The organism is Streptomyces sp. NPDC014891, assembly GCF_043081085.1.
Taxonomy (GTDB): domain Bacteria; phylum Actinomycetota; class Actinomycetes; order Streptomycetales; family Streptomycetaceae; genus Streptomyces.
In genome coordinates this window covers 279,853-301,250 of record NZ_JBIBWF010000004.1, presented here as the reverse complement: position 1 = coordinate 301,250, position 21,398 = coordinate 279,853, and the positions used below count along the sequence as shown (strand labels likewise).

The window sequence follows — 21,398 nt, the reverse complement described above, 5'->3', positions numbered from 1 at the left end:
CGCCCGGACGGGACCGCGGCCGGAACCGACGCCCTCCGGCCCCGGCCGGGAGCCCCGCCGACGCGGGGCTCCGGTGTCACCCGCGGGCGGTGCGGGGGAGCGGCCGCTGGTTCCAGCCCGACACCACGGGCAGTCCGTGTTCCGTGGACAGCCGGCCGATCCGCGCCGTCGCGAGGAGGAAGAGCCGCCCCTCCGAGGGAGGCAGCCCTAGGTAGCGGGCGGTCAGGACACGCAGCAGATGCGCGTGCGCCACCAGCACACCGTCCTCCTCCGAGGCGGCGAGCAGGGGCGCGACGCGCGCCAGCACCCGGTCGGCGCGACGCCCCACGTCCTCCGCGGTCTCGCCCGGCCGCCCGTCCGCGTACGGGGCCACGCCGTCCTCCCACAGGGACCAGCCGGGCCGTGTCCCGTGGATGTGGGCCGTGGTCAGCCCCTCGTACCCGCCGTAGTCCCACTCCTGCAGGTCCTCGTCCACCACGGCGTCCCGCAGCCCCGCGAGGTCCGCCGTGTGCCGGGCGCGCCGCAGGGGACTGGTGAGTACGAAGGAAGGGGTGTGCCCCTCGAAGTACGGGGCGAGCGTGCGCGCCTCCGCCTCGCCCTCCGGCGTCAGAGGGAGATCGGTGCGGGCGGTGTGGCGTCCCGTGGCGCTCCACTCCGTCTCGCCGTGGCGGATCAGGACGAGGTCGCTCATCGCGGCGGTGCTCCGTTCGTCGGCGGGACGGCGCGGGCCGCCTCCCGCCGGCGGGCGGCCGGAAGCGGGGTCCCGAAGCTCCAGCATGGGGCCCCGACCACCGGTCACGCACGTGACAGCGCCGCTCGTGCGCCGCCGGAGACGGAACGGGTCAGCGGCCGAGCGCGGTGCGGAGCGTCAGCCCGTGACGGCGCCGGAGCCGGTGCAGCTCCCACCACGACAGGGCCGTCACGGTCACGGGCGCGCCGAGGACGAAGAGCCACCGGATCCCGGGCGGCGCCTGGTCGTAGGCGCCGGTGAGCAGATCCAGGAGGGCCGTCTCCCACACGAGGACGCCGGCGAGGAGCGGGGGCAGCACCTCGTGGACGTCGGCGGTGCGGAACACGTGCACCAACGACAGTCCGATGCCGTAGAGGGCGAAGCCGATGGACCACACCATGAGGGCGACGATCACGACCCGCCCCGGGAGCCCCACGGCCTCCCGGAACCCCGCCGGCTCCGGCGCCATCGCGAGGGCGGAGGTGCCCATGGACGCCATGATCGCCAGGACCGCGCCGAGGGGGCGCAGCACCCGTCGCAGATACACCCGGCGCAGGCCGTCGCGGGCGGCAGCCACGAAGGCGCCGACCGCCACGGGGAGGGTGCACACGAGCACCAGCACGCTGGTCCAGCTCTGGTCGAGGCGGTCGCCCGCCACGCCCTGGACGTCGTCGGCGGTCACCACGGCCTGGTAGCTCAGCATCAGTGCCACCCAGGCCAGCAGTCCCAGCCCGGTACGCCAGTACTGGAGCCGGCGGACCTCGCGGTCGTCGACGAGCCCGGGACGGGAGGGACGGAAGGTCCGCTGAGCGGCGTACAGGGGGTTGTAGAGGCACCGGACGACGGTGCGGGCCCGCGAGGGCTCCGGCCGGGGCGGCGGGAACGGTCCGGGGACCGGCGGATACGGGTACCCGGGCAGGGGCCCGGGCCGGCCGTGCGGCTGTCCCGAGGGAGGCCCCGATCGCGGGTACGGGAACCCCTGGGGAGGGCCGTACCGGGGGTACGGGGACGCGAGCGGAGGGCCGGACTGAGCGTGCGGACGGCCCTGCGGCCGGCCGGACGGGCCGCTCGGGACCGCCGGTGGGGGCGCCGGCGGCGCGTAGGGGTCCCGCTGCGGCAGGTTCGCGGCGCTGCCGCCCGCCGCGTCCCCGTACCCGCTGCCTCCGTAACCGCTCATGCCCCGTACCCCCGACGTCCCGCTCGTTCGAACCCAGGCATCCTAGGGGGCCGACCAGTGCCGGGCCTCCAGGGCCTCGGGCCCGGTCGTCGCAAGGCCGTGAACCTCATCCTCCCCGGGGAACGGCGAGGCAGATCATCGGACTTGACCGGGGCACGCATGTCCGGGTGGCGCGGGCCGTGCCGGTGATGGCTTCATGAGGGAGTGCGGCGGGCTCGCGCGCCGCCGTCGAGCTCGTCCGACCCCCGGGGCAGTACGTGCCCTCGTCCCGCGATCCCGTAGCCGACACGCCGAGGTGATCTCGCATGGTGACAGACCGATACGGCAACCCGCTGCACGCGTGCACGCAGGAGACGGCCGCGCACCTCGACCGCGCTGTCGAGTCCCTGCTCCACTTCAGCCCGGAGGTGGAGCAGGCGGTCGCCGGCGCCCTGGCGAGCGCACCGACCTCGCCCGTCGCCCAGTCCTTCGCCGCCTACCTCGGGGCGCTGGGAACCGAGCCCGGCGACACCGTCGCCGCCCGGCGGACCTTCGACCGGTTCACGGCAGGCCTGGACGTCTCGGCCCTGCCCCTGCGGGAGCGCCTGCACGTGGAGGCCGCCGGGGCGTGGCTGGCGGGGGATCTGACCCGCGCGAGCGGGCTCCTCGAGGAGTTGACCGTGGAGTGCCCGAGGGACGCGCTCGCCCTGGCGGTGGGACACCAACTGGACTTCTTCACCGGTGACTCGGTACGCCTCCGCGACCGCGTCGGAGGGGCCCTCTCGGCCTGGGACGCGGCCGAGCCCCACCGGGGCCTCGTGCTCGGCATGTACGCCTTCGGGCTGGAGGAGTCGGGCCACTACCGGCTGGCCGAGGAGGCGGGACTCGCCGCCGTCGAGCAGAACCCGCGCGACGTCTGGGCCATCCACGCCGTGGTGCACACCTACGAGATGCAGGGACGGGTGGCCGAGGGGATCGGTTACCTCGACGCACGCCGCGAGGACTGGGCGCGGGGGAACTACCTCAACGTCCACAACTGGTGGCACTACGCGCTCTACGCCCTGGAGGCGGGCGACACCGACACCGCCCTCGGCATCTACGACGCCGCCCTGCACAACGACGAGTCGGCCGGCCTCGCCATGGAACTCCTGGACGCCGCGGCCCTGCTGTGGCGGATCCGGCTCGCGGGAGGGGACTCGGGCGCCCGCTGCGGAGCGCTGGCGGACGCCTGGGAGGCGCGCGCCGATCCGCCCTTCTACGCGTTCAACGACGTGCACGCCGTCATGTCCTACGTGGGTGCCGGGCGCCTCCGCGAGGCGGAACGGCTCATCGCCGACCGACGGAGGTGGCTGGCCCGGGGCGGGGCGGACACGGTCACCAACAGGCGGATGACCGCGGACATCGGACTGCCCGCGTGCGAGGCGCTCCTGGCGCACGGCCGGGCGAACCACACCGCCGTCGTCGAACTCCTGTGGCCGCTGCGCCGGAGGTTCCACGAGTTCGGCGGCAGCCACGCACAGCGCGACGCGCTCCAGAAGACGCTGCTGGACTCCGCGCTCGCCGCCGGACGGCACGATCTCGCCCGTGCGCTCATCAGCGAGCGGATCGGACTGCGGCCCGACAGCTCGTACAACTGGTCGGCCCGGGCCCGCCTCGCCGACGCCCTGGGGGACACGGTCCAGGCCTCCACGGCCCGCGACCGCGCCAGGCATGCGGCCGAGACGGCGGCCGAATCACTGCCGACAGTGCCGTAGTGCAGGCCGGCGGCGGGGTACGTGGGACATGTTCCGCGGCCCGCCGACGGGACCCGTACGGGTCCCGAGGGAATGGCAGGGGTGACAGGAGTCGAACCTGCGACATCCGGTTTTGGAGACCGGCGCTCTGGCCATCTGAGCTACACCCCTTCGGTGTGCAGACAGCGTGACACCGAAAAGGATCAGAGACCACTGATTTTCCGCAGCGATGGTGTCCGCGACCCCTGCCTAGGGCGACTTCCGGCCGCGGCGCGGGGCGCGCATCCGGTCACGGCCGATCCGGCGAAACGGGAATGAGGGACGGAACCGGACCGGCACCCAGGGAGGAGACCGCCATGGTCGTCGACGGCGGAACGCGCGCGCTCGTGGTGGGTGCCACGGGAAGCGTCGGGGGACTCGCTGCCGAGGCTCTGACACGGCTCGGCGCCACCGTGGCGCTCGCGGGACGCGACCGGGAGCGCCTGGCCTCGCGAGCGGAACAGCTGGGAGGCTGCCCGCACCGTGGATTCGAGGCGTACGACCTGGCCGCCTGCGAGGAACTCGCCCCCTGGGCGCACGAGGCCCTGGGCGGGCTCGACGCGGTGGTCGTCGCCGTGGGGGTGGCGGGCTTCTCCCCGGCGGCGGAGGTGCCGGAGACCGTCGCGGAGCATCTGATGACGGTGAACGCGCAGGCGCCGATGGCCGTGGCCCGCGGTGCGCTGCGCGTCCTGCCGCCGGGCGGTGCGGTGTCCGTCGTCACCGGCGTCATCGTGGACCGGCCGCTCCTCGGGACCGCGGACTACGCGGCGAGCAAGACGGCGCTGGCCGCCTGGCTGTCCGTCGTCGGCCGTGAGGCGCGCCGCGCCGGGATCTCCGTCCTGGACGTCCGCATGCCCCACCTCGACAACGGCTTCGCGCAACGCCCGGCGATCGGCAGTCCCCCGTCCCTCCCGGAGGGGGAGGAGACGGCCCGCGCGGTCGAGGAACACGTCATCGCGCCACTGGCGGCCCGGCTGGGGGACGGAGGGTAGGCGGGGCTCCAGGGTTCCGGCTCTGTGCGGCGAGGAGGACCGGGCCGTCCTGCACGGCGCCCCCGCCGCGGCCGGGCGAGGCAGGCGGAGCAGCGGGGAGCCTCGAGAACCACCGGACGGGGGTGGCGGGGTCGGCGGCCAAGGCCGGGCGGATCCCGGGGCTCAGCCCCGGGATCCGCCGCCGGCTCACACCGCCCTGATGGAGAAGAGCTGGTTGGGCTTGTACGTGCACGTCCACAGCCGTGCGGGGGCACCGTCGTTCACACTCCAGTCGGCTATCTCAACGCACTTCTGAGGGGAGTAGCTGAAGTCCATCGAGAGGCCGGAACCGCCGTAGAAACGCTGGTTGAGCCCGTAGTGGCAGCCCCACTGGTCTGCGGCCGCACCGTTCCCGGTCGCCCAGTTGGCGATCTCCAGGCACTTTCCGCTGTTGACGTTGATGTAGTAGTAGGCCGTGGCGTCGTTCGAAACGCCCCAGCGGTACCACTTCTGGTTGTCGCCGTAGTGGCACGTCCACTGCCGGACGGGCGCGCCGTTCGCCTTGCTCCAGTCCGCGACCTCGAGACACTTCCCGGAGTTCTCGTTCTGGATCACGACGGTTCCCAGGTAGATGAAGGTCGGCTCAGCCGCCTGGGCCGGAGCGACCGAGAGGCCGAGGACCAGTCCGAGGGAGGCGGCGAGAGCGAGCAGGCCGTGTCGAGCACGGGCGAAAACGGTGAGCTTCATGGTCCTCTGCAATCAAGCGGGATGATCCGACGGTTGGCCGGAAAACGACGATCATGATCGCACAGGTGCGGAGGCATGCTCGGTCGCGCTGCCGGAGCATGCCTCCGCCGAACCGCCACACCTCTGAGCGCTACTTGCGGCCCACGCCCGCGTACATCGCGACGTCCGGTGTGTCCGAGTCCGCGCGCCAGGCGGAGCAGGACACCACGCCGGGGTCGAGGAGTTCGAGGCCGTCGAAGTAGCGGGTGACGGCGGCGGGGGTCCGCTGGGTGAGCTTCGGGGTCCCGTGCTCGTTCCAGAACGCGACCGCCGCGTCCACGTCCGGCATGTCGGGGTGCCGGACCGTGTGGGAGAGGACGAGGTGGCTGCCGGGTGCGAGCGCGTTCATCAGACGCTTCACGACGGCGTACGACTCCTCGTCGTCCTCGACGAAGATGACCACCCCGAGGAGCATCAGCGCGACCGGCCGCGACAGGTCGAGGGTCTTCGCCGCGGCCGCCAGGATCGTGTCGACGTCCCTGAGGTCGGCGTCCAGGTAGTCGGTCCGCCCCTCGGGCGTCCCGACCAGCAGGGCGCGGGCGTGCGCGAGGACGAGCGGGTCGTTGTCGACGTACACGACCCGCGCCTCGGGTGCGACGCGCTGGGCGACCTCGTGGGTGTTGTCGGCGCTCGGGAGCCCCGTACCGATGTCCAGGAACTGCCGGATGCCCTCCTGCTCGGCCAGGTACCGCACCGCACGCCCCAGGAACAGCCGGTCCGCCTTGGCGTAGTCCCCGATTCCGGGATGCAGCGCGCGGATCTGGTCACCGGCCTCCCGGTCGACCGGGTAGTTGTCCTTGCCGCCGGTCCAGTAGTTCCAGATCCGGGCGGTGTGCGGCCGGGACGTGTCGATGCGGCTTTCGATGTCGGTCACCTGTGCAACGTATCTCAGCGCGGTCGCAACTCTCGTACAGTTGTGGCGCGTTACACCCGTTGTTCACACGGCGCTCGTCGACCGGACGGACAGGCGGACGGACGTGTCGACGTCGGTCCCGACGTCGCGTCCACCGGCCGGCCGACGGCTTGCGAGGCGTGCGAGGACCACGGCCTCAGTCCCGCACGAACGCCAGATCCGCCGCTCCCACCAGCTCCCGCGGCCCGGCCGACCGCAGCACGACGTCCAGCACGGGGGCCGGTTCGGCGGCGTACGCGTGGGAGAACCAGGCCATGTTGGCCTCCACCACGGCCCATCGGTGACCCGGGCTGTACGGGTCGAGCAGCTGCCCGACATCCACGACGACGGCGCTCGGCAGGGAGGGGCCGGCTGCGGCGACCAGACGGTCGACGAACTCGGCGATCTCCCCGGCGAGGGGGCCGTTCCGGTCGAGCGGCAGGGGATCGAGCCGGCCGAATACCGCGTACCGACTGCCTGCGGCGATCTGCCCGTCGAGCAGGAAGAGCCGGTACTCGGCGGCGAAGGTCACCACCTCGGAGAGGAGCACGGGCGTCGCGGGGTCCAGGTCGGCGGGCAGCCGCGAACCGTCCGCGTACACGTCCGCCGGGAAGGACTTCTCCCGCGGCGGTTTGACGAACGTCGGCCGGTCGACGGCCCAGGCGTCCAGGACGGTGGCCGTGCGGACCTCGCGCCCGGTGAACACCTCCGGCAGCTCGGAGAGCCAGTCGTCCGACGGTTCGAGCAGCGCGAAGCCCAGCCGGGCGGCCATGCGCGCGCCGGCGGCCGGCCCGCCGTACCAGTACGCCGGCCCCGCGGCGGCGCCGACGTCCTCCGCGGCCCGGACCTCCATCCCGCGCCCCGCCGCCTCGACGGCCAGCAGTTCCATCGTGGACGTCCGCCGTCCGGGCATGACCAGCACCGCAGTTCTCCCTCGTGATGTGCAGGCCGCCAGGCTAGACAGATCGCGCGCGGTCCGCCCGCGGATTTCCGGCGGCGACCACGGCGCGAGGAGACCGGCGACGAGTCCCCTGACCTGCGCGGACCCACCCCCGATCGGCAGGACGGCGGAGAGGTGCCCCTGTCCGGCCGCCCCTGCCCGCTTGCCGCGGCTCAGCCGGACGCTCGACCACCGAGGTCCGCCGCCAGCGCCGCGTAGATGTACTCGCTGCCCCAGCGGTCCCCGTCGAGGTCGTTCTCCACCAGGTGCGCCTCCCGGCGCATCCCGAGGCGTTCGCAGACGCGCACCGAGCCGGTGTTCTCCACGTCCAGCCGCGCGTAGAGGCGGTGCACGCCCAGCGTCTCGAAGGCGAACGCGGCCAGCGCCGTGGCCGCCTCGGTCGCGTAGCCGTGGCCCTGGTGCCCCGGGTCGAGCGTCCAGCCGATCTCGGCCTGGGCCGCGCGGGCATCGGCCAGGGTGAGGCTCACCTCGCCGAGGAGGCCGGGCTCGTCACGTCGGCAGACGGCGAGCGCCAGCTTGTCCCCGCCGGCGAGCCAGACCGTCTGCGTGGCCCGCTCGGCCGCGACCTGCTCGCTGCGCTCGCGGGTGTGCGCCGGCCGGTACAGGTACCGCGCCACGCCCGGCAGGCTCTGGTAGGCGTACAGGCCGTCCGCGTCGCCGGGGACGAAGAGGCGCAGGGACAACCGTGCCGTGGTCAGCGGCAGCAGCGGGGCGACGTCCATGCGGACCTCCGGGACGCGGATGTGGATCAAAGTGCGGGCCGATCCTCGCACTCCGCATCCCCGGCGGCCACGTGTTTTCCGGCAGCGGCCGCACCGTCGTCCCGCCAGGCCAGGGCTCGGCACCCCCGCCACCACCGGACGGCTGCTCCGGCGGGAGACGGCGGGGCGAACACGCCGAAGTCCCCTCAGCGCCCCCGGCCCTCGTCACGGGACCCCGTCGCATCCGCCGCCCGCGTGCTCACTGGTCCTTCTCCATGCGGATGGCGTCGCGCAACGCGTCGGCCGCTTCGTGGCTCTCGCCCTCGCGCTGCTCCAGCAGTGCGGCGGCGATGGCGTCCAGCTTCCGCTGGAGGGCGTGGGTGTCACGCTGTTCGGTGTTCTTCAGGAGGGCGAGAAGGAGGAGGTTGACGGCCGCCATGACGTCGCCGGCGAAGATCAGCCAGGACAGCGGCGGGTGCAGGAAGTGCAGGACGACCGTGCCGACGACCAGGAGGACGCACAGGGCGTAGAACAGCGGGGAGCTGGTGAGGTTGGATGCCCGTTCCGAGAAGGCGGCGAACCGGTCGTGCCCGGTGCCGTCCCGTTCGGCGGGGTGTTCAGTGGTCATGCGAACCATGCTCCCCGGCCGCGCCCGGTCGCTCGGGGACCCGGCAAGGACGGGCGCGCCCTCGCCGTCGCAGGTCCGCGGTCCGGGTGCTGCCCACGGTCGGCGGGAGGAAGGCGGCTCACGCAGGCAACCCGTGCCCGCTCCTCGACGTCCCTTCTCGCGAGGACCGTTTCCGACCGACCGGGAGAGCACGTGGCGACGAAGGACGAGACGTCGGACGCGGCGCGGGAGAAGGACCGCGAGAAGTGGATGGCGCGCTTCCAGGTGCGGCTGGCGATGCAACCGGGCGTGGACCGGCCGGTCGTGCTCCAGGCGGTCAAGGAGGTCACGACGCACTGCGCGGAGACGGGAGACCACCCGCGGGCCGCGTTCGGCGACCCGGACGCGTACGCCGTGGAGGTCGCCGCACGTCTGGTGCCGCAGGACAGGGCGGACCGGGAGAGGCGACGCGACGGACGACTGGCCGCGCTCGACTCCGTGCTGAAGAAGGCCAGGGACGCGACGGGCCTGTGACGTCTCGAAGCCCGGCCGACAGGTGGTCGGCGCGGTGCCGATCTCGGGCTGCCTCTGAGAGGCCCGCCCGGTGACAACGTGCGAAGTGGCTTCCCGGGCGGGCGGTACGCCCATCATGCGCTTCCGTGTCGCAACGCGCGCGGCGGGGCCGGTGGATGACACCGCCGGATCCCCGAACCGTACGCCTCGGGGGCGCCGCCACCCGTCGGTAGCGGGCTCTCGCCCCGCATCCCGCCGGCCGGTTCGGGTCCGCGGGCCGCGCGGTCGGCCTGTCGTGCGGTCGCGTCGAAGGTGAAGCTTCGCGCGATGCCCGGCTCGTGGCTCCGCCTGCCCCCGGAGACGAGGGCGGAGCCACGAGCCGGGGCCGGCCGAGGCTGGCTTCGCGTGCGCGGTCGTTACTTCGGCATCAGTACGGTGTCGATGATGTAGACGTCGGCGTTGGCCGTCTTCACGTTGCCGCAGACCACGTTCGCGGTGCCGTTGACCTTGTAGGACTCGCCCGAGCCGGTCGTGGTGATCATGCCCTTCTGCAGGGTCTCGAAGCTGCCGTTCTCCAGCTGCTTCGGGGTGAGCGGCTGACCCACGACGTGGTACGTGAGGATCTTGGTGAGCGTGGCCTTGTCGGCCAGGACCTTGTCGAGGTCCGCCTTCGGGATCTTCGCGAAGGCGTCGTTGGTCGGGGCGAAGACCGTGATGTCCTTCGCGTTGTTGAGCGTGTCCACCAGACCGGCCTTCTTGACCGCGGTCACCAGGGTCGACAGGGCAGGGTTGTTGGAGGCCGCGGTGGCCACCGGGTCCTTTGCCATCCCGTCGAAGGAGCCGGCGCCCTCCTTGGGCACCCCGGCACACGCCGGGCCGAAGGGCTCCCCGTCCGTCATGCCGTCGTCCGCGGGCGTGCTCGCCGTGGTCTTGGCCGCGTCGTCCGCGCTCGCGGAGGGACCGGCCTTGGTGTCGCTGCCCGAATCGCTGCACGCGGCCAGGGAGAAGGGCAGCAGAGCAGCCGCGGCGACGGCGATCGCGGTACGGCGGATCTTCTTGCTGTTCATGTTCTTCGACTCCTTGAAGAAGGGCCCGAGGCGGGTCTTGTCGGTGGGGTGGATCGAGTGGTCGGAGACGAGCAGGTGGAACGGCCGGCGTGAGGTGAGGCGAGCGGCCGAGCCTGGGCTCTGCCGCATCGCGCACCACCGGTGGCCGAACGCCCCGGCCGCGGCGGCCGCCAGGGCGGTCACACCGGCCGCCGCGGCGGCCACGCGGGCCACACCGGACCCCACAGCGCGGAATCCGCTCACGCGGCGAGCCGGCCGGGTGGCCGGCGCGCCTTCGCCCGACGACGCGAAGGCGACCGGGAGACCGGTCGGCGTCGCGCCCGCCGCGGTGCGGATGAGGGTGCTGCGGAAGCTGCTCACATGGGACATTCGGCGGCCCGCGCCCGGCGGATGGGTCTGTCACCCCAATGAGTGAACGACGCCTCGCGTGTTGCCGTCCGGCCGCGCTCGCGCGGGGACTTCCTCTCCGGCCTCCCCAGGTGCTCCTGGAAGCCGGAGTGGACAGGACCCGTCGGCGGCCCGCTGCGCGCGACGGACGTTCCACGCATCGGGGATCTCCCTGATGGCGCAACCGGGGCCCGGGCGGCGACCATGCACCGCATGACCCTCCCCACCCTGCCGGTCCCGGCCGGTCCTCACGCCGTCGGCACCACATCGGTGTACCTCCAGGACCGTTCCCGTCCGGATCCCTGGGTCCCGGAGCCTGACGCGCGGGCCCGGCCGTCCGGCGCCTCCGGCGGAACAGCGGTGACACGGGTGCCATCGGTCGAGCCGCCGCAGAAGGATCACGGCTCGGCCTCAACCCTCTGACCTCGCCTTATCGTTGGCCTGAACCATTGCGGAGCGTGATCGCTTCGTGGATGATTCCCCGTCGTGACCATCTCCAACGCCGTCATACTCGGCGTGCTCCTCGTTGTGCTCTACCGCATCGCCGGAACCTCGCGTCCCGTGGGCCGCTGGGTCGAAACCGAGTTCGTGGCGACCGACTACGGGCTACCGCCCCGCGAGGTGCTCGACTCGCGACGAGCGGGTCCGCCCCCGCCCGAACACCGCGCGCAGGAGCGTCAGTCGGTGGCCGACGCCGCATGGGGCGGCGACTGGAAGGCCGCCCGGCGGTACGTCTCCGAGGCCGGGGACGACTGGGACGAGCGCTGGGCACGGCTGGAACTCCTCCAGCAGGTCGCCCGCGAGGACGACGCCTGGCTCGACGCCTGGGTCGCCGCCGAGCCCGGCGACTGCGACGCGGCCACGCTCCGCGCGAGCATCATGGTCCACCGCGCCTGGGAGATCCGTGGCGGCGGCTACGCCCACGAGGTCATGTCCTCGGACATGGACCGCTTCCGCGCGATGCTCCCCGCGGCGATCGAGGCGGCGGAGCGGGCCGCGCTGCTCGACCCGGCCAACCCCGGTCCCTGGGTGGTCATGATCACGGCGGCGCGCGGAGCCCAGTACAAGCGGGCCCGCTTCAAGCCCCTCTGGGAGGGGCTCGTCGCCCGGGCCCCCCACCACTACGAAGGGCACTGGCAGGCCCTCCAGTACTGGTGCGCGAAGTGGTTCGGCAGCGACCGGCGGATGATGCGTTTCGCCCGCCGGGCGGTCCGCACGGCACCGCCCGGCAGCCCGCTCGCCGGTATCTACCTGCACGCCCTCGGTGAGCTCACCGCACGGTCCACCACCGACACGGTGCCGGTCACGCCCATGGCGAGGAAGACGCTCAAGCAGGTCGCGGCCTCGTTCGAACTGGTCGCGCCCGACGACGAGCGCCTGCCGGCCCTGCGGCACCTGCTCGCGTACTACATGCTCCGGTCGATGCTCTACGCGCCCGCGCTGGAGCAGTTCCGGCTCATCGGGGCGTGGTGCGGAGCCGACCCCTGGCGCAAGGACGGGCAGGCGGTCAGGGCCTTCGAGGCGGCGCGTGGCGCCGCGGTGAAGCGTTCCCGGGTCCGTCCCGGCTCGACGTCGAAGGTGTACGGGATGGGTCGCTGAAAGCCCCTGGTCGCTGAGCGGCGCGTGCCGGGTTCCTCGGTGAGGGGCCCGGCGGTCCGGCGGCTGCCGCGCGGGGAGTCGACGGCCGGCCTCGGGCCCCGCGCCGGCCGGCGCTCATCCGAGCAGGCGTTTCCTGATGGTTCCGAGGACCTCCCCGCGGCTGCGCGGGCCGTTGTCGGCGGCGATGAGGTGGTCGCCGATGCGGAGGGAGAAGGTGATGAGGCAGCGGGCCTCGACCTCGCCCTCGTCGGGGCAGAAGTCGCCGTAGAGCCCGCGCAGGTAGTCCATCCGCCGGTTGTCGGCGCCGCGGAGGCGTCGCGCGACGTCCGTGTCGCGCCGGGCCCAGTCGCGGATCGCGAGCTCCACCCCGGGGTCGGTCACCGGCGTCTCGCTCGAACCGACGAAGTCGAAGAGCCGGCCCAGTCGTTCGCGGGCGTCGCCGCCGTCGCGCTCGATCCGCTCGATGACGTCCTCGGTGACCCCGCGTTCCCAGCTGTCGAGCATCTCCTCCAGCAGGGCGGCGCGGTTGCGGAAGTAGCCGTAGAACCCGCCCTTGCTGACACCGAGCGCCTGGGCGAGCACCTCGACCCGCACGGCCTCGGGGCCGCCCGAGGCCAGCGCGCGCAGGCCCTCCTCGATCCACTTGTCCCGCGGCGTTCGGATCGTGCCCATCGGTGTGTCTCCTCTTCCTGTCGCCCGGGCAAGTATACGGAGCCGTATAGAGGGGTCTATGCTCGGTCTATACGCCACCGTATAGACAGGGGTCTGTCATGAGCGATCTGCGCCTCCCCACCACCGCCCACACGTCCCGTCCCTGGCGGATCCACGAGATCGCCCCCGACTTCGGGGTCGAGGACGTGTGGGTGCTGCCGACGCCCGGCGGCCCGGACGACCTGCACCTCCTGGTCCGGCAGATGGCGGACGGCAGGAAGGGCCCGGACGGCGGCAACCCGGTGGGACGGTTCCTGTTCGCGGTCCGCTGGAAGCTCGGCGCGCTGCTCGGATGGGACACACCGGACTCGGGCGTCGGCGGCCGGGTGGCGACGCTGCGCGACCGGCTGCCGGACGACCTCCGGAAGGGGCCGCGGGGACCGGACCTCGGCACGGCGCCCTTCACCTCGGTCTTCCAGACACACGACGAGTGGGCCGCGGAGTGCGCGAACAAGACGATGCACGGAGTGATGCACATCGGCTGGGTCCCGGACGGGAACGGCGGCTACCGCGGCCAGATGGCCGTGCTTGTGAAGCCCAACGGCCGTTTCGGTTCGCTGTACATGCTCGGCATCAAGCCCTTCCGCTACCTGGGGGTCTACCCGGCCCTGATGCGGTCGATCGGACGGCAGTGGCGGGAGAACACGACGCGGCGCACGACCTCCTGAGGGCGTCCGTGTGAACGGTCACGGAGCTCGCGGACTCGGTCGCTTCGATCGCCCTGCGGAGCGCCCCGGGGCCGGTCCGGTCGCCGGGGGGCGGCCCGCAGGCCGTGACGACGCCGCGCGGTTCCGCCGCGGGCTCCGGCGGAGGGGCCGATGTGTACACCTTCGGAGTCTTGTCGGACGGCCCGCACACCTGCCGGGTGCGGGCCGTCCGAGTGCGCCCCGGCTTGCCAGGAAGGGGGAACCGGCAAGCCAGTCGACGCCATGAGCGGTCCCACGCGCTCAGCCCCCGCCTGCCCTGCCTCACACACTTCACACCCCCCTCTTCCGGAAAACTTCCCACCCGCTGCCACCAGCGGGCCGCCCACCCCTGTGACCTCGGCGTTCGGGACCTCACGCGTGCTCCGTCCGCCCGCTTCCGGGCGGTCACCCATCCCGCGATGCCCACCGCGATGCCCGCTTCCGTGAGCGGAACCAGGGGCGGCACGGCCGGGAGCGCCGCCGCGGCCGCCGTGACGGGAACCCACCACCACGCCTCGCGCCCCGAGAGCCTGCGGCCGAGCCACGCAGCCGCCCAGGTGCGCGGCGGTTCGCCGGGTGGATTCGGGGACCCTCCGATTCCCCCCGTCGTACGGCATGGCAGGCTCATGCCACCATCCAGCCGAGGAGGAGTCATACGCCAGCGTTTCTGGGCGGCCGTGTCGGTCGCCCTCGCCCTCGTTCTCTCGCTTGTCGCCCCCGCCGCCGCCGAGGACGCGCCGCCCGTCGTCACGGGCGCCGTCTTCAACAACCCGAAGGGGACGGCGGCCGAGCAGGACGCCGTGAAGAACCACATCATCGGGGCGATCGACAAGACCCAGGCGGGACGCACCCTGCGGGCGGCCCTGTACGTCATGCAGGACCAGGACTTCACCGACGCCCTGGTCGCCGCCGACCAGCGCGGCGTCAACGTCCGCGTGGTCCTCGACCACAAGTCCGTCGAGGCCCCCGCTCCGGCGCCCGCCCAGAACCTGATCGCCGCCCTCGGCACCGACAAGTCCCAGAACTCCTGGGTGCAGGTGTGCAGCGCGGGCGGTGCCTGCATCGCGGCGGGCGGGACCAATCCGATCAACCACAACAAGTTCTTCACGTTCTCCCGCGTCGGCGACGCGGGCGTCGCGGAGGACGTGGTGATCCAGAGCTCCGCCAACCAGACGGTGTCGTCCACCACCCGCCAGTGGAACAACGCCTCCACGGTCGTGGGCAACACCGCCCTCTACACGGCGTACACCGCGTACTTCAACGACCTCGCGGCCATGAGCAAGAACAGCGACTACTACCGGACGGGAGAGGCCGGCGACGCGAAGTACTACTTCTTCCCGCAGCAGAGCGGCGACGTCGTGCTCGGGTTCCTGAACAACGTCTCCTGCACCGGGAACACGACCACCGGCACGACGTCCCACAAGACGATCGTGCGGATCTCCGCGTGGGCCCTGCACCGGGACGAGATCGCGACGAAGCTGCGCTCGCTCGCCGACCAGGACTGCTGGATCGAGATCGTCTACAAGGACTCCAACGACCTTCCGGTCTTGCAGGGCCACGCCCGGATCAAGCCCTACCACCTCGATGCCGGCGGTTACTTCGTCCACTCGAAGTACCTGCTCGTCGAGGGCAACTACGCCGGGCACCCGGACACGAAGTGGACCTTCACCGGCTCGCACAACCTGGACGTCTCCTCCCTGCGGGAGAACGACGAGGCCCTGATCCGTCTGGAGGGCGCCGCCACGCACGACGCCTACAAGGCGAACTTCCTCGCCATGCGGGCCCAGGCCGTCCTGCAGTGACCGGACGCCCGGTGTGACCGGGGCATCCGGCGACACCGGGCGTGCCCCCTCGCCCCGCGGGGCGAGGCCGTGCCCGTCCCGGTCCAGGCCGGGACGGGCACGACTGTCCGGTCAGGCGCGGGGCCGGCCCGAGTCGGCGTCGCGCGGGTCGTCCGCGGCCGGGCGATCGCCCGGGTGGGGCTGCTTCACCTGGTAGGTGGCCTGGGGCTCGACGGCGGCACCGTCCGCCTTCATCGCCCTGCCCTCGCTCTTGAGGATGCGGGCCGCCTTGCCCGCGTTGCGGGCCAGCTCGGGGAGCCTCTTGGCGCCCAGCAGGACGATGACGACGATCAGGATGATCGCGATCTCGCTGATTCCGAACACTGCTCTCCGCTTTCTCGCCGGACTGCTTCAGAGGTGTGGAGCGGGCTGCTCAAGAACGGCGGAGCCGGCGTCAGACGCTGACGCCGAAGTCGGACGCGATGCCGGCGAGACCGGAGGCGTACCCCTGCCCGACCGCGCGGAACTTCCACTCGCCGCCGTGCCGGTAGAGCTCGCCGAAGACCATGGCGGTCTCGGTCGCGGCGTCCTCCGACAGGTCGTACCGGGCGAGCTCCGCGCCACCGGCCTGGTTCACGACGCGGATGAAGGCGTTGCGCACCTGGCCGAAGCTCTGGCCGCGGTTGTCCGCGTCGTGGATGGAGACGGGGAAGACGATCCTCGCCACCTGGGCGGGCACCGCCGCGAGGTTCACCTTGATGGCCTCGTCGTCACCGTCGCCCTCGCCCGTGAGGTTGTCACCGGTGTGCTCGACCGAACCGTCCGGGCTGGTCAGGTTGTTGTAGAAGACGAAGTCCTGGTCGGAGCCGACCTTGCCGGCCTCGTTCAGCAGCAGGGCGCTCGCGTCGAGGTCGTAGTCGCTGCCCGTCGTCGTGCGCACGTCCCAGCCCAGGCCGACGAGTACGGCGGTCAGCCCCGGCGCCTCCTTGCTCAGCGAGACGTTGCCGCCCTTGGCGAGGCTCACACCCATGTCGTTTCCTTCCGTGCCGTGCGTCGGACGCTCGCGTCGAACCGCAGTGTGATGGAACAGTCGAATCTACAGTGATGTAGAAACGTATGAGAAGGGGGCCCGGTGTCCCCCTCCCCGCTTCTCATGCGTTCGGGGCGGAGGTCAGCCCTCGTCGTCCGCGTCGCCTTCGTCGCCCCCCTCGAAGAAGTCGCCCACCTCGTCCACGACTTCGGCGGCCACCATGCCGCCGACGACGCCCACCGCGAGCCCGGCGGCGCCCGCGGCGACGGCGGTGCCCATGCCGGGGCCGGAGCGCCGGTCGTGACCGTGACCGTGGTCCTCCCCGTGGTGCCCGTCGTACCCGCCGTGAGCGTGCGGCGCATGGGCGGCGTGAGGAGTGCGGCTCTCGACCAGCCGGCGGACCCAGCCGTCCACCTCCGCGTTCCAGTCGACGTGCTCGACCCCCTGGTGGCCGACGGTGAAACATGTGAGGGCGTCGTGGCCCTCGGAGAACATCCCGCCGCGCTTGTCTGCCTCCAGGACGACGTCGAGTCCCGTCGGTCCGGCCAGGAACGTCACCTCGATCTCGGCGACCTGGTGCGCGTACCGCGGGGCGGGGGTGAGCTCGATCTCCTGGTAGAACGGCAGCTGCTGACCGGTTCCCCGGATGTGGCCGAGTTCGAGGTCGGCGGACCTGAAACCGAAGCCGAGCTGCCCCAGGGCCTCCAGAATCGCCTCCTGGGCGGGGAGCGGGCGCACGGCGACGGGGTCCAGGTCGCCCTTGTCCTTGGCGCCCGCGACGCCGAGCTCGGTCCGCACGCCGAGCGCGATGCCGAGGCCCTGGCCGTACAGCTCCGTGATCGGCGTCTCCCAGGGGAGCGTCACGCTGAAGGGGATGCTGCGCCGCTCGCCCTCGGCGAGGCGGAAGTTCCCGCCGACGATGAAGCGTTCGAAGGCGACCGTGCCCTCGGACTCGCCGCCGTCGTGCTCGGCCTCGACGCGGGCGACGAGTTCCAGGGCGATGTGCTCGATGGTGAAGTCGGCGCCGCCGCCCGTGAGGTGCACCTGCCCGCTGAGCGTTCCTCCGGGGATCGCCGCACCCGGGTCGAGCACCGTGTCCACGGCGGGGCCGCCGACACCGAGCGAGCCGAGCAGTCTCTTGAACACCATCGTGGCGTCCACTCCTTCGTTCGTACCTGTGATCCGGGGGGCCGGGCCACCCGCGGAGCGGTCCTCCGCGGGTCGGGGGAGGGCGTGCACCCATCCCGCTGAGCTCTACAACGGTGTAGAGCATAAAGGCGGTGCGGCGATGCGAAGTGACGTCCCGACAGGTTCACGAGGAAAGTCCGAAAACAGCCTTCAAGCTGCTGCCGAGGCGCTTCTCGGCGATCGGGGGAGGGGTGTGGGTGGTGGGGCCTGCGCGTCCTCAACGGCGTCCGTGCCGCGGCGAGCGGAGCCCCGACCCGTGGCGTGTGAGTGATCGAACAGTGGACACGCGGCCCGTGTCCTTTACAGTGGGTGTAGAAACCGGAGGTTCCCACCTCCGTCCGCACACCACCTCGTTCCCGCGAAGGAGCCACGGGCCCACGATGGAGCCTCCGAGTACCGGCCGCGCCGAACCCTGCCCCGCCGTCCGGCGAGCGAGCGGGCGTGGCGCGGTGAACGACGTCCTCCAGCTGCTCCCTGCCCCCGGGACCGCCCCGGCCCGCGCCGCCTCACCGGCGCCCGGATCCCTGCCTGCGCCCGGACCCGCCGTACGTGCGTCCGGATCCGTGCCTGCGCCCGGACCCGCCCCTGCGGCCGCCCTCCGCGCGACCGCCACCCGGCCGCATGCGCCGGCCCGGGTCCCGCTCCCGGCACCTGCCGCCTCCGAGCCCCCTTCGGCCGTGTGACCCCCGAGGACCACCGCGACGAACCCACCGCCCTCACACCGCCGTGTGACGCGGCCTCCCGCCTCCGGTGCGTCGTCCTCCGCACCCCCGATACTCCCTTCCAAGACCCCGTCCCTTCTGCAAGGAGCCGCTTCTTGTCCGCCAGACCGACGTCCACCGCCACCCCGGAGGGGTGCGCCCGATGAACGCCGCTCTCGGCCTCCTGGCCGTCCTCGTCCTGACCGCCGGAACCGGCTACTTCGTCGCCCAGGAGTTCGCTTACGTCGCCGCCGACCGGCTCGCGCTCGCCCGCGAGGCCGAGACGGGGGACAAGCGGGCGGCCCGCGCGCTGAAGGTCCTCGAACGGCTCTCGTTCATGCTGTCCGGCGCCCAGCTCGGCATCACCGTCACCGGCCTGGTCGTCGGCTTCCTGGCCGAACCGTCCGTCTCCGCGCTGCTCAAGCCCGCGCTGGACGGCACCGGCCTCTCCGACGGCGCCGTCTCGGTGATCTCCGTCGTCCTCGCCTTCGTCGTGGCGACGGTCCTGCAGATGGTCCTCGGGGAACTCGCGCCCAAGAACCTGGCCCTCGCCGTCCCCGAACGGCTCGCCAAGTCCCTCGCCCCCTCCACCCTCCTCTACCTGAAGGTCGTCGGCCCCGTCGTGCACGTCTTCGACAGCGCCGCCAACAAGGTGCTGCGCAAGGTCGGCATCGAGCCGGTCGAGGAACTGCACCACGGCGCCACCCTCGAAGAGCTCAGCCACCTCATCGGCGAGTCCCACCAGCAGGGCGAGCTGCCGCTCGACACCGCCGAGCTGCTCGACCACGCCCTGGAGTTCTCCGAGCGGACCATGAGCGAGGTCATGGTGCCCCGCGCGGACGCCGTCTTCGTACGGAAGGACGCCACACTCGACGAAGCCGTGGAGCTGATCGCCCGGCACGGCCACTCGAACTACCCCGTCCTCGGCGACCACCCCGACGACATCGCCGGAGTCCTGGGCGTGAACGAGCTCATGCGCCTGCCCGCCGCGGTCTTCGCCACCACGACGGCGGGCGAGGCCGCCAGGCGCCCGCTGCTGCTCCCCGACACGCTGCCGCTGCCGCAGGCCGTCGCGCAGATGCGGGAGCGCGACGACGAGTTCGCCGTCGTCCTGGACGAGCACGGCGGCGTCGCCGGCGTCGTCACGTACGAGGACATCGCCGAGGAACTGGTCGGGGACATCGCCGACGAGAGCGACACGGTGGTGACTCTGGCCGCCCCGGACGGCGACGGATGGCGCGTCGACGCCGGACGGCGCCTCGACGAGATCGAGGACGCCACCGGCATCACGCTGCCCGAGGACGACGACTACGACACCGTCGCCGGACTCGTCATCGACCGCCTCGGCCGCTTCCCCACCATCGGGGACCGCCTCACCGTCGACGACGTCCGCATCGAGGTCCTCAGCCTCGACCGCCACGTCCCCGACCGTGTCCGTCTCGCACGCGTCCCGTCCGCCGCCGAGGAGGTCCAGGCATGAGCTTCCCCATGGCCGTCTTCATCACCGTCCTGCTGCTGGTCGGCAGCGGCTTCTTCGTCGCGGCCGAGTTCGCGCTGGTCGCCGCCAGGCGGCACCGCATCGAGAAGGCCGTCGCCGAGGGCCGACGCGGAGCGAAGGCCGCGCTCGCCGGCATGCGCGAGCTGTCGCTGATGCTCGCGGGCGCCCAGCTCGGCATCACCATCTGCACCCTGGGACTCGGCTCCATCTCCAAGCCGGCGATCTCGCACGAGCTGGACCCCCTGCTGGTCGGGCTGGGACTCCCGACGACCCTCAGCTACGGCATCGCGTTCGCCGTCGCCATGATCGTCGTCGTCTTCCTCCACATGGTCCTCGGCGAGATGGCACCCAAGTCCTGGGCCATCGCGCACCCCGAGCGGTCCGCGATGCTCCTCACGCCGGCCTTCCGCGCCGTCGTCAAGGTGGTGCGACCGCTGCTCTGGATCCTCAACAAGGTGAGCAACGGCCTCGTCCGGCTGTGCCGGGTCCAGCCCCGTGACGAGCTGACGGCCGTCCACAACCGCGAACAGCTCACGCACCTCGTGGAGGAGTCCGAGCGCCTCGGCCTCATCAACAAGACCGACTCCCAGCTCATCACCCGCTCGCTGATCGAACCGCAGACCCCCCTGGCGGAGTTCCAGACCCCGGCCGCGGACATCGTCACCGTGCCGGCCGACGCCGACCTCGACATGCTCCTCGCCCGGGCCTCCGAGGCCGACCGCTCCCGTCTGCTGGTCCGCGACGGCGACCACCTCCTCGGCTCCGTGCACGCCCGGGACGCCCTGGTCGCCCGTACCCGAGGACGCGCGCGCACGGCCCGCGACCTCGCCCGCCCCGTACCCGAACTGACCACGGCCACCACGGTGTCCGAGGCCGTCGAGCAGCTGCGCCGCCGCCGCTCCTCGCTCGCCGTCGTACGCGACGACCAGGGGACGCTCACCGGTCTGGTCAGCCTCGACGACCTCCTGGTCCGCCTGATGGGGCCCCAGACGGTCTGACGGCGGCGGGGCGCCCCGGCCTCCTCGCCCGACGAGGGCCGCTCCGCCCCGCCGGTGCCCTACCGGGGAGGGTCCTCGCCCGTGAGCCCGTCGACGGACTCACGGATGAGGTCGGCGTGACCGGCGTGGCGGGCGTACTCCTCGACGAGGTCGAGGAGGATGCGCCGGAGGTTGGGGCGCTCGCCGTCGCTCGTGGTGAAGGCGCCCAGCTGGTCGAGCCCGCCCGTGGAGAGGGCCTCGTCGACGACGGCGCGGGAGCGGGCGACCGACTCCTGCCAGAGGGCGAGCAGCCGCTCCGGGGTGTCGCCGGCGGCGGAGCGGTAGTCCCAGTCGGGGGTGCTCTCCCAGTCGACCTCGTCCCACGGGGCGCCGACGGGCGTGCCGAGCCACAGCCGTGCGAAGTGGCTGTCCTCCACGTGCGCCAGGTGCTTGAGCAGCCCGCCGAGCGTGATCGTGGACGGGCCGAGTGCCGTGTGCAGTCCGTACGAGTCCAGGCCGGAGCACTTCCAGGCGAGCGTGGCCCGCTGGCGTTCGAGTGCGCCGACGACGGCTTCCGCTTCGGTGCCGGCGAGGGGAGGTTCCGGCCATGCGTCGGCCGTGTGCTGGGTCATGATCGATGACCCTAGCGAACGGATCCGGGGGCGCGCCGAGGGCGACCTGCCA

Annotated in this window: 21 protein-coding genes and 1 tRNA gene; 8 read left to right on the top strand and 14 right to left on the bottom strand. The window is 72.5% G+C overall.

What is annotated here, in order from left to right; all coding sequences use genetic code 11:
• Nucleotides 1-76: 76 nt before the first annotated feature.
• Together ACF09E_RS13260 and ACF09E_RS13255 are read right to left on the bottom strand one after the other, a co-directional pair.
• Nucleotides 77-691 (bottom strand): histidine phosphatase family protein, encoded by a 615-nt coding sequence (locus tag ACF09E_RS13260; protein ID WP_392205278.1) that lies wholly within the window; start codon nt 689-691, stop codon nt 77-79.
• 151 nt (nt 692-842) lie between these two features.
• Entirely contained in the window at nt 843-1,907 is a 1,065-nt protein-coding gene (locus tag ACF09E_RS13255; RefSeq protein WP_392205277.1) for a hypothetical protein, read from the bottom strand.
• A gap of 305 nt (nt 1,908-2,212) precedes the next feature.
• Between ACF09E_RS13255 and ACF09E_RS13250 the strand changes: the two genes are divergently transcribed.
• Nucleotides 2,213-3,640: a tetratricopeptide repeat protein gene (locus ACF09E_RS13250; protein WP_392205276.1), complete on the top strand. Its 1,428-nt coding sequence runs from the start codon at nt 2,213-2,215 to the stop codon at nt 3,638-3,640.
• A 73-nt stretch (nt 3,641-3,713) separates the two neighbouring features.
• Here the strand turns inward: ACF09E_RS13250 and ACF09E_RS13245 are convergent.
• Nucleotides 3,714-3,790: transfer RNA gene (locus ACF09E_RS13245), tRNA-Trp, on the bottom strand.
• Nucleotides 3,791-3,975: 185 nt separating this feature from the next.
• Between ACF09E_RS13245 and ACF09E_RS13240 the strand changes: the two genes are divergently transcribed.
• Entirely contained in the window at nt 3,976-4,650 is a 675-nt protein-coding gene (locus ACF09E_RS13240; protein WP_392205275.1) for an SDR family NAD(P)-dependent oxidoreductase, read from the top strand.
• Nucleotides 4,651-4,836: 186 nt separating this feature from the next.
• Here the strand turns inward: ACF09E_RS13240 and ACF09E_RS13235 are convergent, their stop codons facing one another.
• From ACF09E_RS13235 to ACF09E_RS13215, 5 genes are all read right to left on the bottom strand, one after another.
• Nucleotides 4,837-5,376, bottom strand: coding sequence for an RICIN domain-containing protein (locus ACF09E_RS13235; protein ID WP_392205274.1), 540 nt, complete (start codon nt 5,374-5,376; stop codon nt 4,837-4,839).
• 130 nt (nt 5,377-5,506) lie between these two features.
• The gene (locus tag ACF09E_RS13230; protein WP_392205273.1) at nt 5,507-6,289 is read right to left on the bottom strand and encodes an SAM-dependent methyltransferase; all 783 of its coding nucleotides are present in this window, start codon (nt 6,287-6,289) and stop codon (nt 5,507-5,509) included.
• A gap of 175 nt (nt 6,290-6,464) precedes the next feature.
• The gene (locus ACF09E_RS13225; protein WP_392205648.1) at nt 6,465-7,196 is read right to left on the bottom strand and encodes an ATP-grasp domain-containing protein; all 732 of its coding nucleotides are present in this window, start codon (nt 7,194-7,196) and stop codon (nt 6,465-6,467) included.
• A 224-nt stretch (nt 7,197-7,420) separates the two neighbouring features.
• Nucleotides 7,421-7,990, bottom strand: coding sequence for a GNAT family N-acetyltransferase (locus ACF09E_RS13220; RefSeq protein WP_392205647.1), 570 nt, complete (start codon nt 7,988-7,990; stop codon nt 7,421-7,423).
• 238 nt (nt 7,991-8,228) lie between these two features.
• A complete protein-coding gene (locus ACF09E_RS13215) occupies nt 8,229-8,597 on the bottom strand; it encodes a hypothetical protein (protein ID WP_392205272.1) in 369 nt (122 codons plus the stop codon).
• A 192-nt stretch (nt 8,598-8,789) separates the two neighbouring features.
• Between ACF09E_RS13215 and ACF09E_RS13210 the strand changes: the two genes are divergently transcribed.
• Nucleotides 8,790-9,110 carry a hypothetical protein gene (locus ACF09E_RS13210; RefSeq protein ID WP_392205271.1) on the top strand — a complete coding sequence of 107 codons (321 nt, stop codon included), beginning with the start codon at nt 8,790-8,792 and terminating at the stop codon, nt 9,108-9,110.
• A gap of 395 nt (nt 9,111-9,505) precedes the next feature.
• Here the strand turns inward: ACF09E_RS13210 and ACF09E_RS13205 are convergent, their stop codons facing one another.
• Nucleotides 9,506-10,156: a fasciclin domain-containing protein gene (locus ACF09E_RS13205; protein ID WP_392205646.1), complete on the bottom strand. Its 651-nt coding sequence runs from the start codon at nt 10,154-10,156 to the stop codon at nt 9,506-9,508.
• 873 nt (nt 10,157-11,029) lie between these two features.
• On the opposite strand from ACF09E_RS13205, the gene ACF09E_RS13200 reads away from it, so the two are divergent.
• Nucleotides 11,030-12,142, top strand: a complete 1,113-nt coding sequence (locus tag ACF09E_RS13200; RefSeq protein ID WP_392205270.1) for a hypothetical protein — start codon at nt 11,030-11,032, stop codon at nt 12,140-12,142.
• Nucleotides 12,143-12,256: 114 nt separating this feature from the next.
• Here ACF09E_RS13200 and ACF09E_RS13195 read toward each other — a convergent pair whose 3' ends face one another.
• Complete coding sequence (locus ACF09E_RS13195) at nt 12,257-12,814, bottom strand: TetR/AcrR family transcriptional regulator (RefSeq protein ID WP_392205269.1); 558 nt, start codon at nt 12,812-12,814, stop codon at nt 12,257-12,259.
• A 98-nt stretch (nt 12,815-12,912) separates the two neighbouring features.
• Between ACF09E_RS13195 and ACF09E_RS13190 the strand changes: the two genes are divergently transcribed.
• Complete coding sequence (locus tag ACF09E_RS13190; protein ID WP_392205268.1) at nt 12,913-13,521, top strand: DUF2867 domain-containing protein; 609 nt, start codon at nt 12,913-12,915, stop codon at nt 13,519-13,521.
• 695 nt (nt 13,522-14,216) lie between these two features.
• Nucleotides 14,217-15,341: a phosphatidylserine/phosphatidylglycerophosphate/cardiolipin synthase family protein gene (locus tag ACF09E_RS13185; protein WP_392205267.1), complete on the top strand. Its 1,125-nt coding sequence runs from the start codon at nt 14,217-14,219 to the stop codon at nt 15,339-15,341.
• Between the two features lie 111 nt (nt 15,342-15,452).
• Here the strand turns inward: ACF09E_RS13185 and ACF09E_RS13180 are convergent, their stop codons facing one another.
• The 3 genes from ACF09E_RS13180 to ACF09E_RS13170 all read right to left on the bottom strand — a co-directional run bounded on the left by ACF09E_RS13180 (nt 15,453) and on the right by ACF09E_RS13170 (nt 17,499).
• Complete coding sequence (locus tag ACF09E_RS13180; protein WP_392205266.1) at nt 15,453-15,704, bottom strand: twin-arginine translocase TatA/TatE family subunit; 252 nt, start codon at nt 15,702-15,704, stop codon at nt 15,453-15,455.
• Between the two features lie 70 nt (nt 15,705-15,774).
• Nucleotides 15,775-16,350 (bottom strand): TerD family protein, encoded by a 576-nt coding sequence (locus ACF09E_RS13175; RefSeq protein ID WP_392205265.1) that lies wholly within the window; start codon nt 16,348-16,350, stop codon nt 15,775-15,777.
• A 141-nt stretch (nt 16,351-16,491) separates the two neighbouring features.
• A complete protein-coding gene (locus ACF09E_RS13170) occupies nt 16,492-17,499 on the bottom strand; it encodes a sporulation protein (RefSeq protein ID WP_392205264.1) in 1,008 nt (335 codons plus the stop codon).
• Nucleotides 17,500-18,402: 903 nt separating this feature from the next.
• Here ACF09E_RS13170 and ACF09E_RS13165 point away from each other — a divergent pair.
• Together ACF09E_RS13165 and ACF09E_RS13160 are read left to right on the top strand one after the other, a co-directional pair.
• The gene (locus ACF09E_RS13165; protein ID WP_392205263.1) at nt 18,403-19,719 is read left to right on the top strand and encodes a hemolysin family protein; all 1,317 of its coding nucleotides are present in this window, start codon (nt 18,403-18,405) and stop codon (nt 19,717-19,719) included.
• Nucleotides 19,716-20,735, top strand: coding sequence for a hemolysin family protein (locus ACF09E_RS13160; RefSeq protein ID WP_392205262.1), 1,020 nt, complete (start codon nt 19,716-19,718; stop codon nt 20,733-20,735). The genes ACF09E_RS13165 and ACF09E_RS13160 overlap by 4 nt, the downstream gene beginning before the upstream one ends.
• A 59-nt stretch (nt 20,736-20,794) precedes the next feature.
• Here the strand turns inward: ACF09E_RS13160 and ACF09E_RS13155 are convergent, their stop codons facing one another.
• On the bottom strand, nt 20,795-21,346 hold the full coding sequence (locus ACF09E_RS13155) for a DinB family protein (protein ID WP_392205261.1): 552 nt from the start codon (nt 21,344-21,346) through the stop codon (nt 20,795-20,797).
• Nucleotides 21,347-21,398 lie beyond the last annotated feature (52 nt).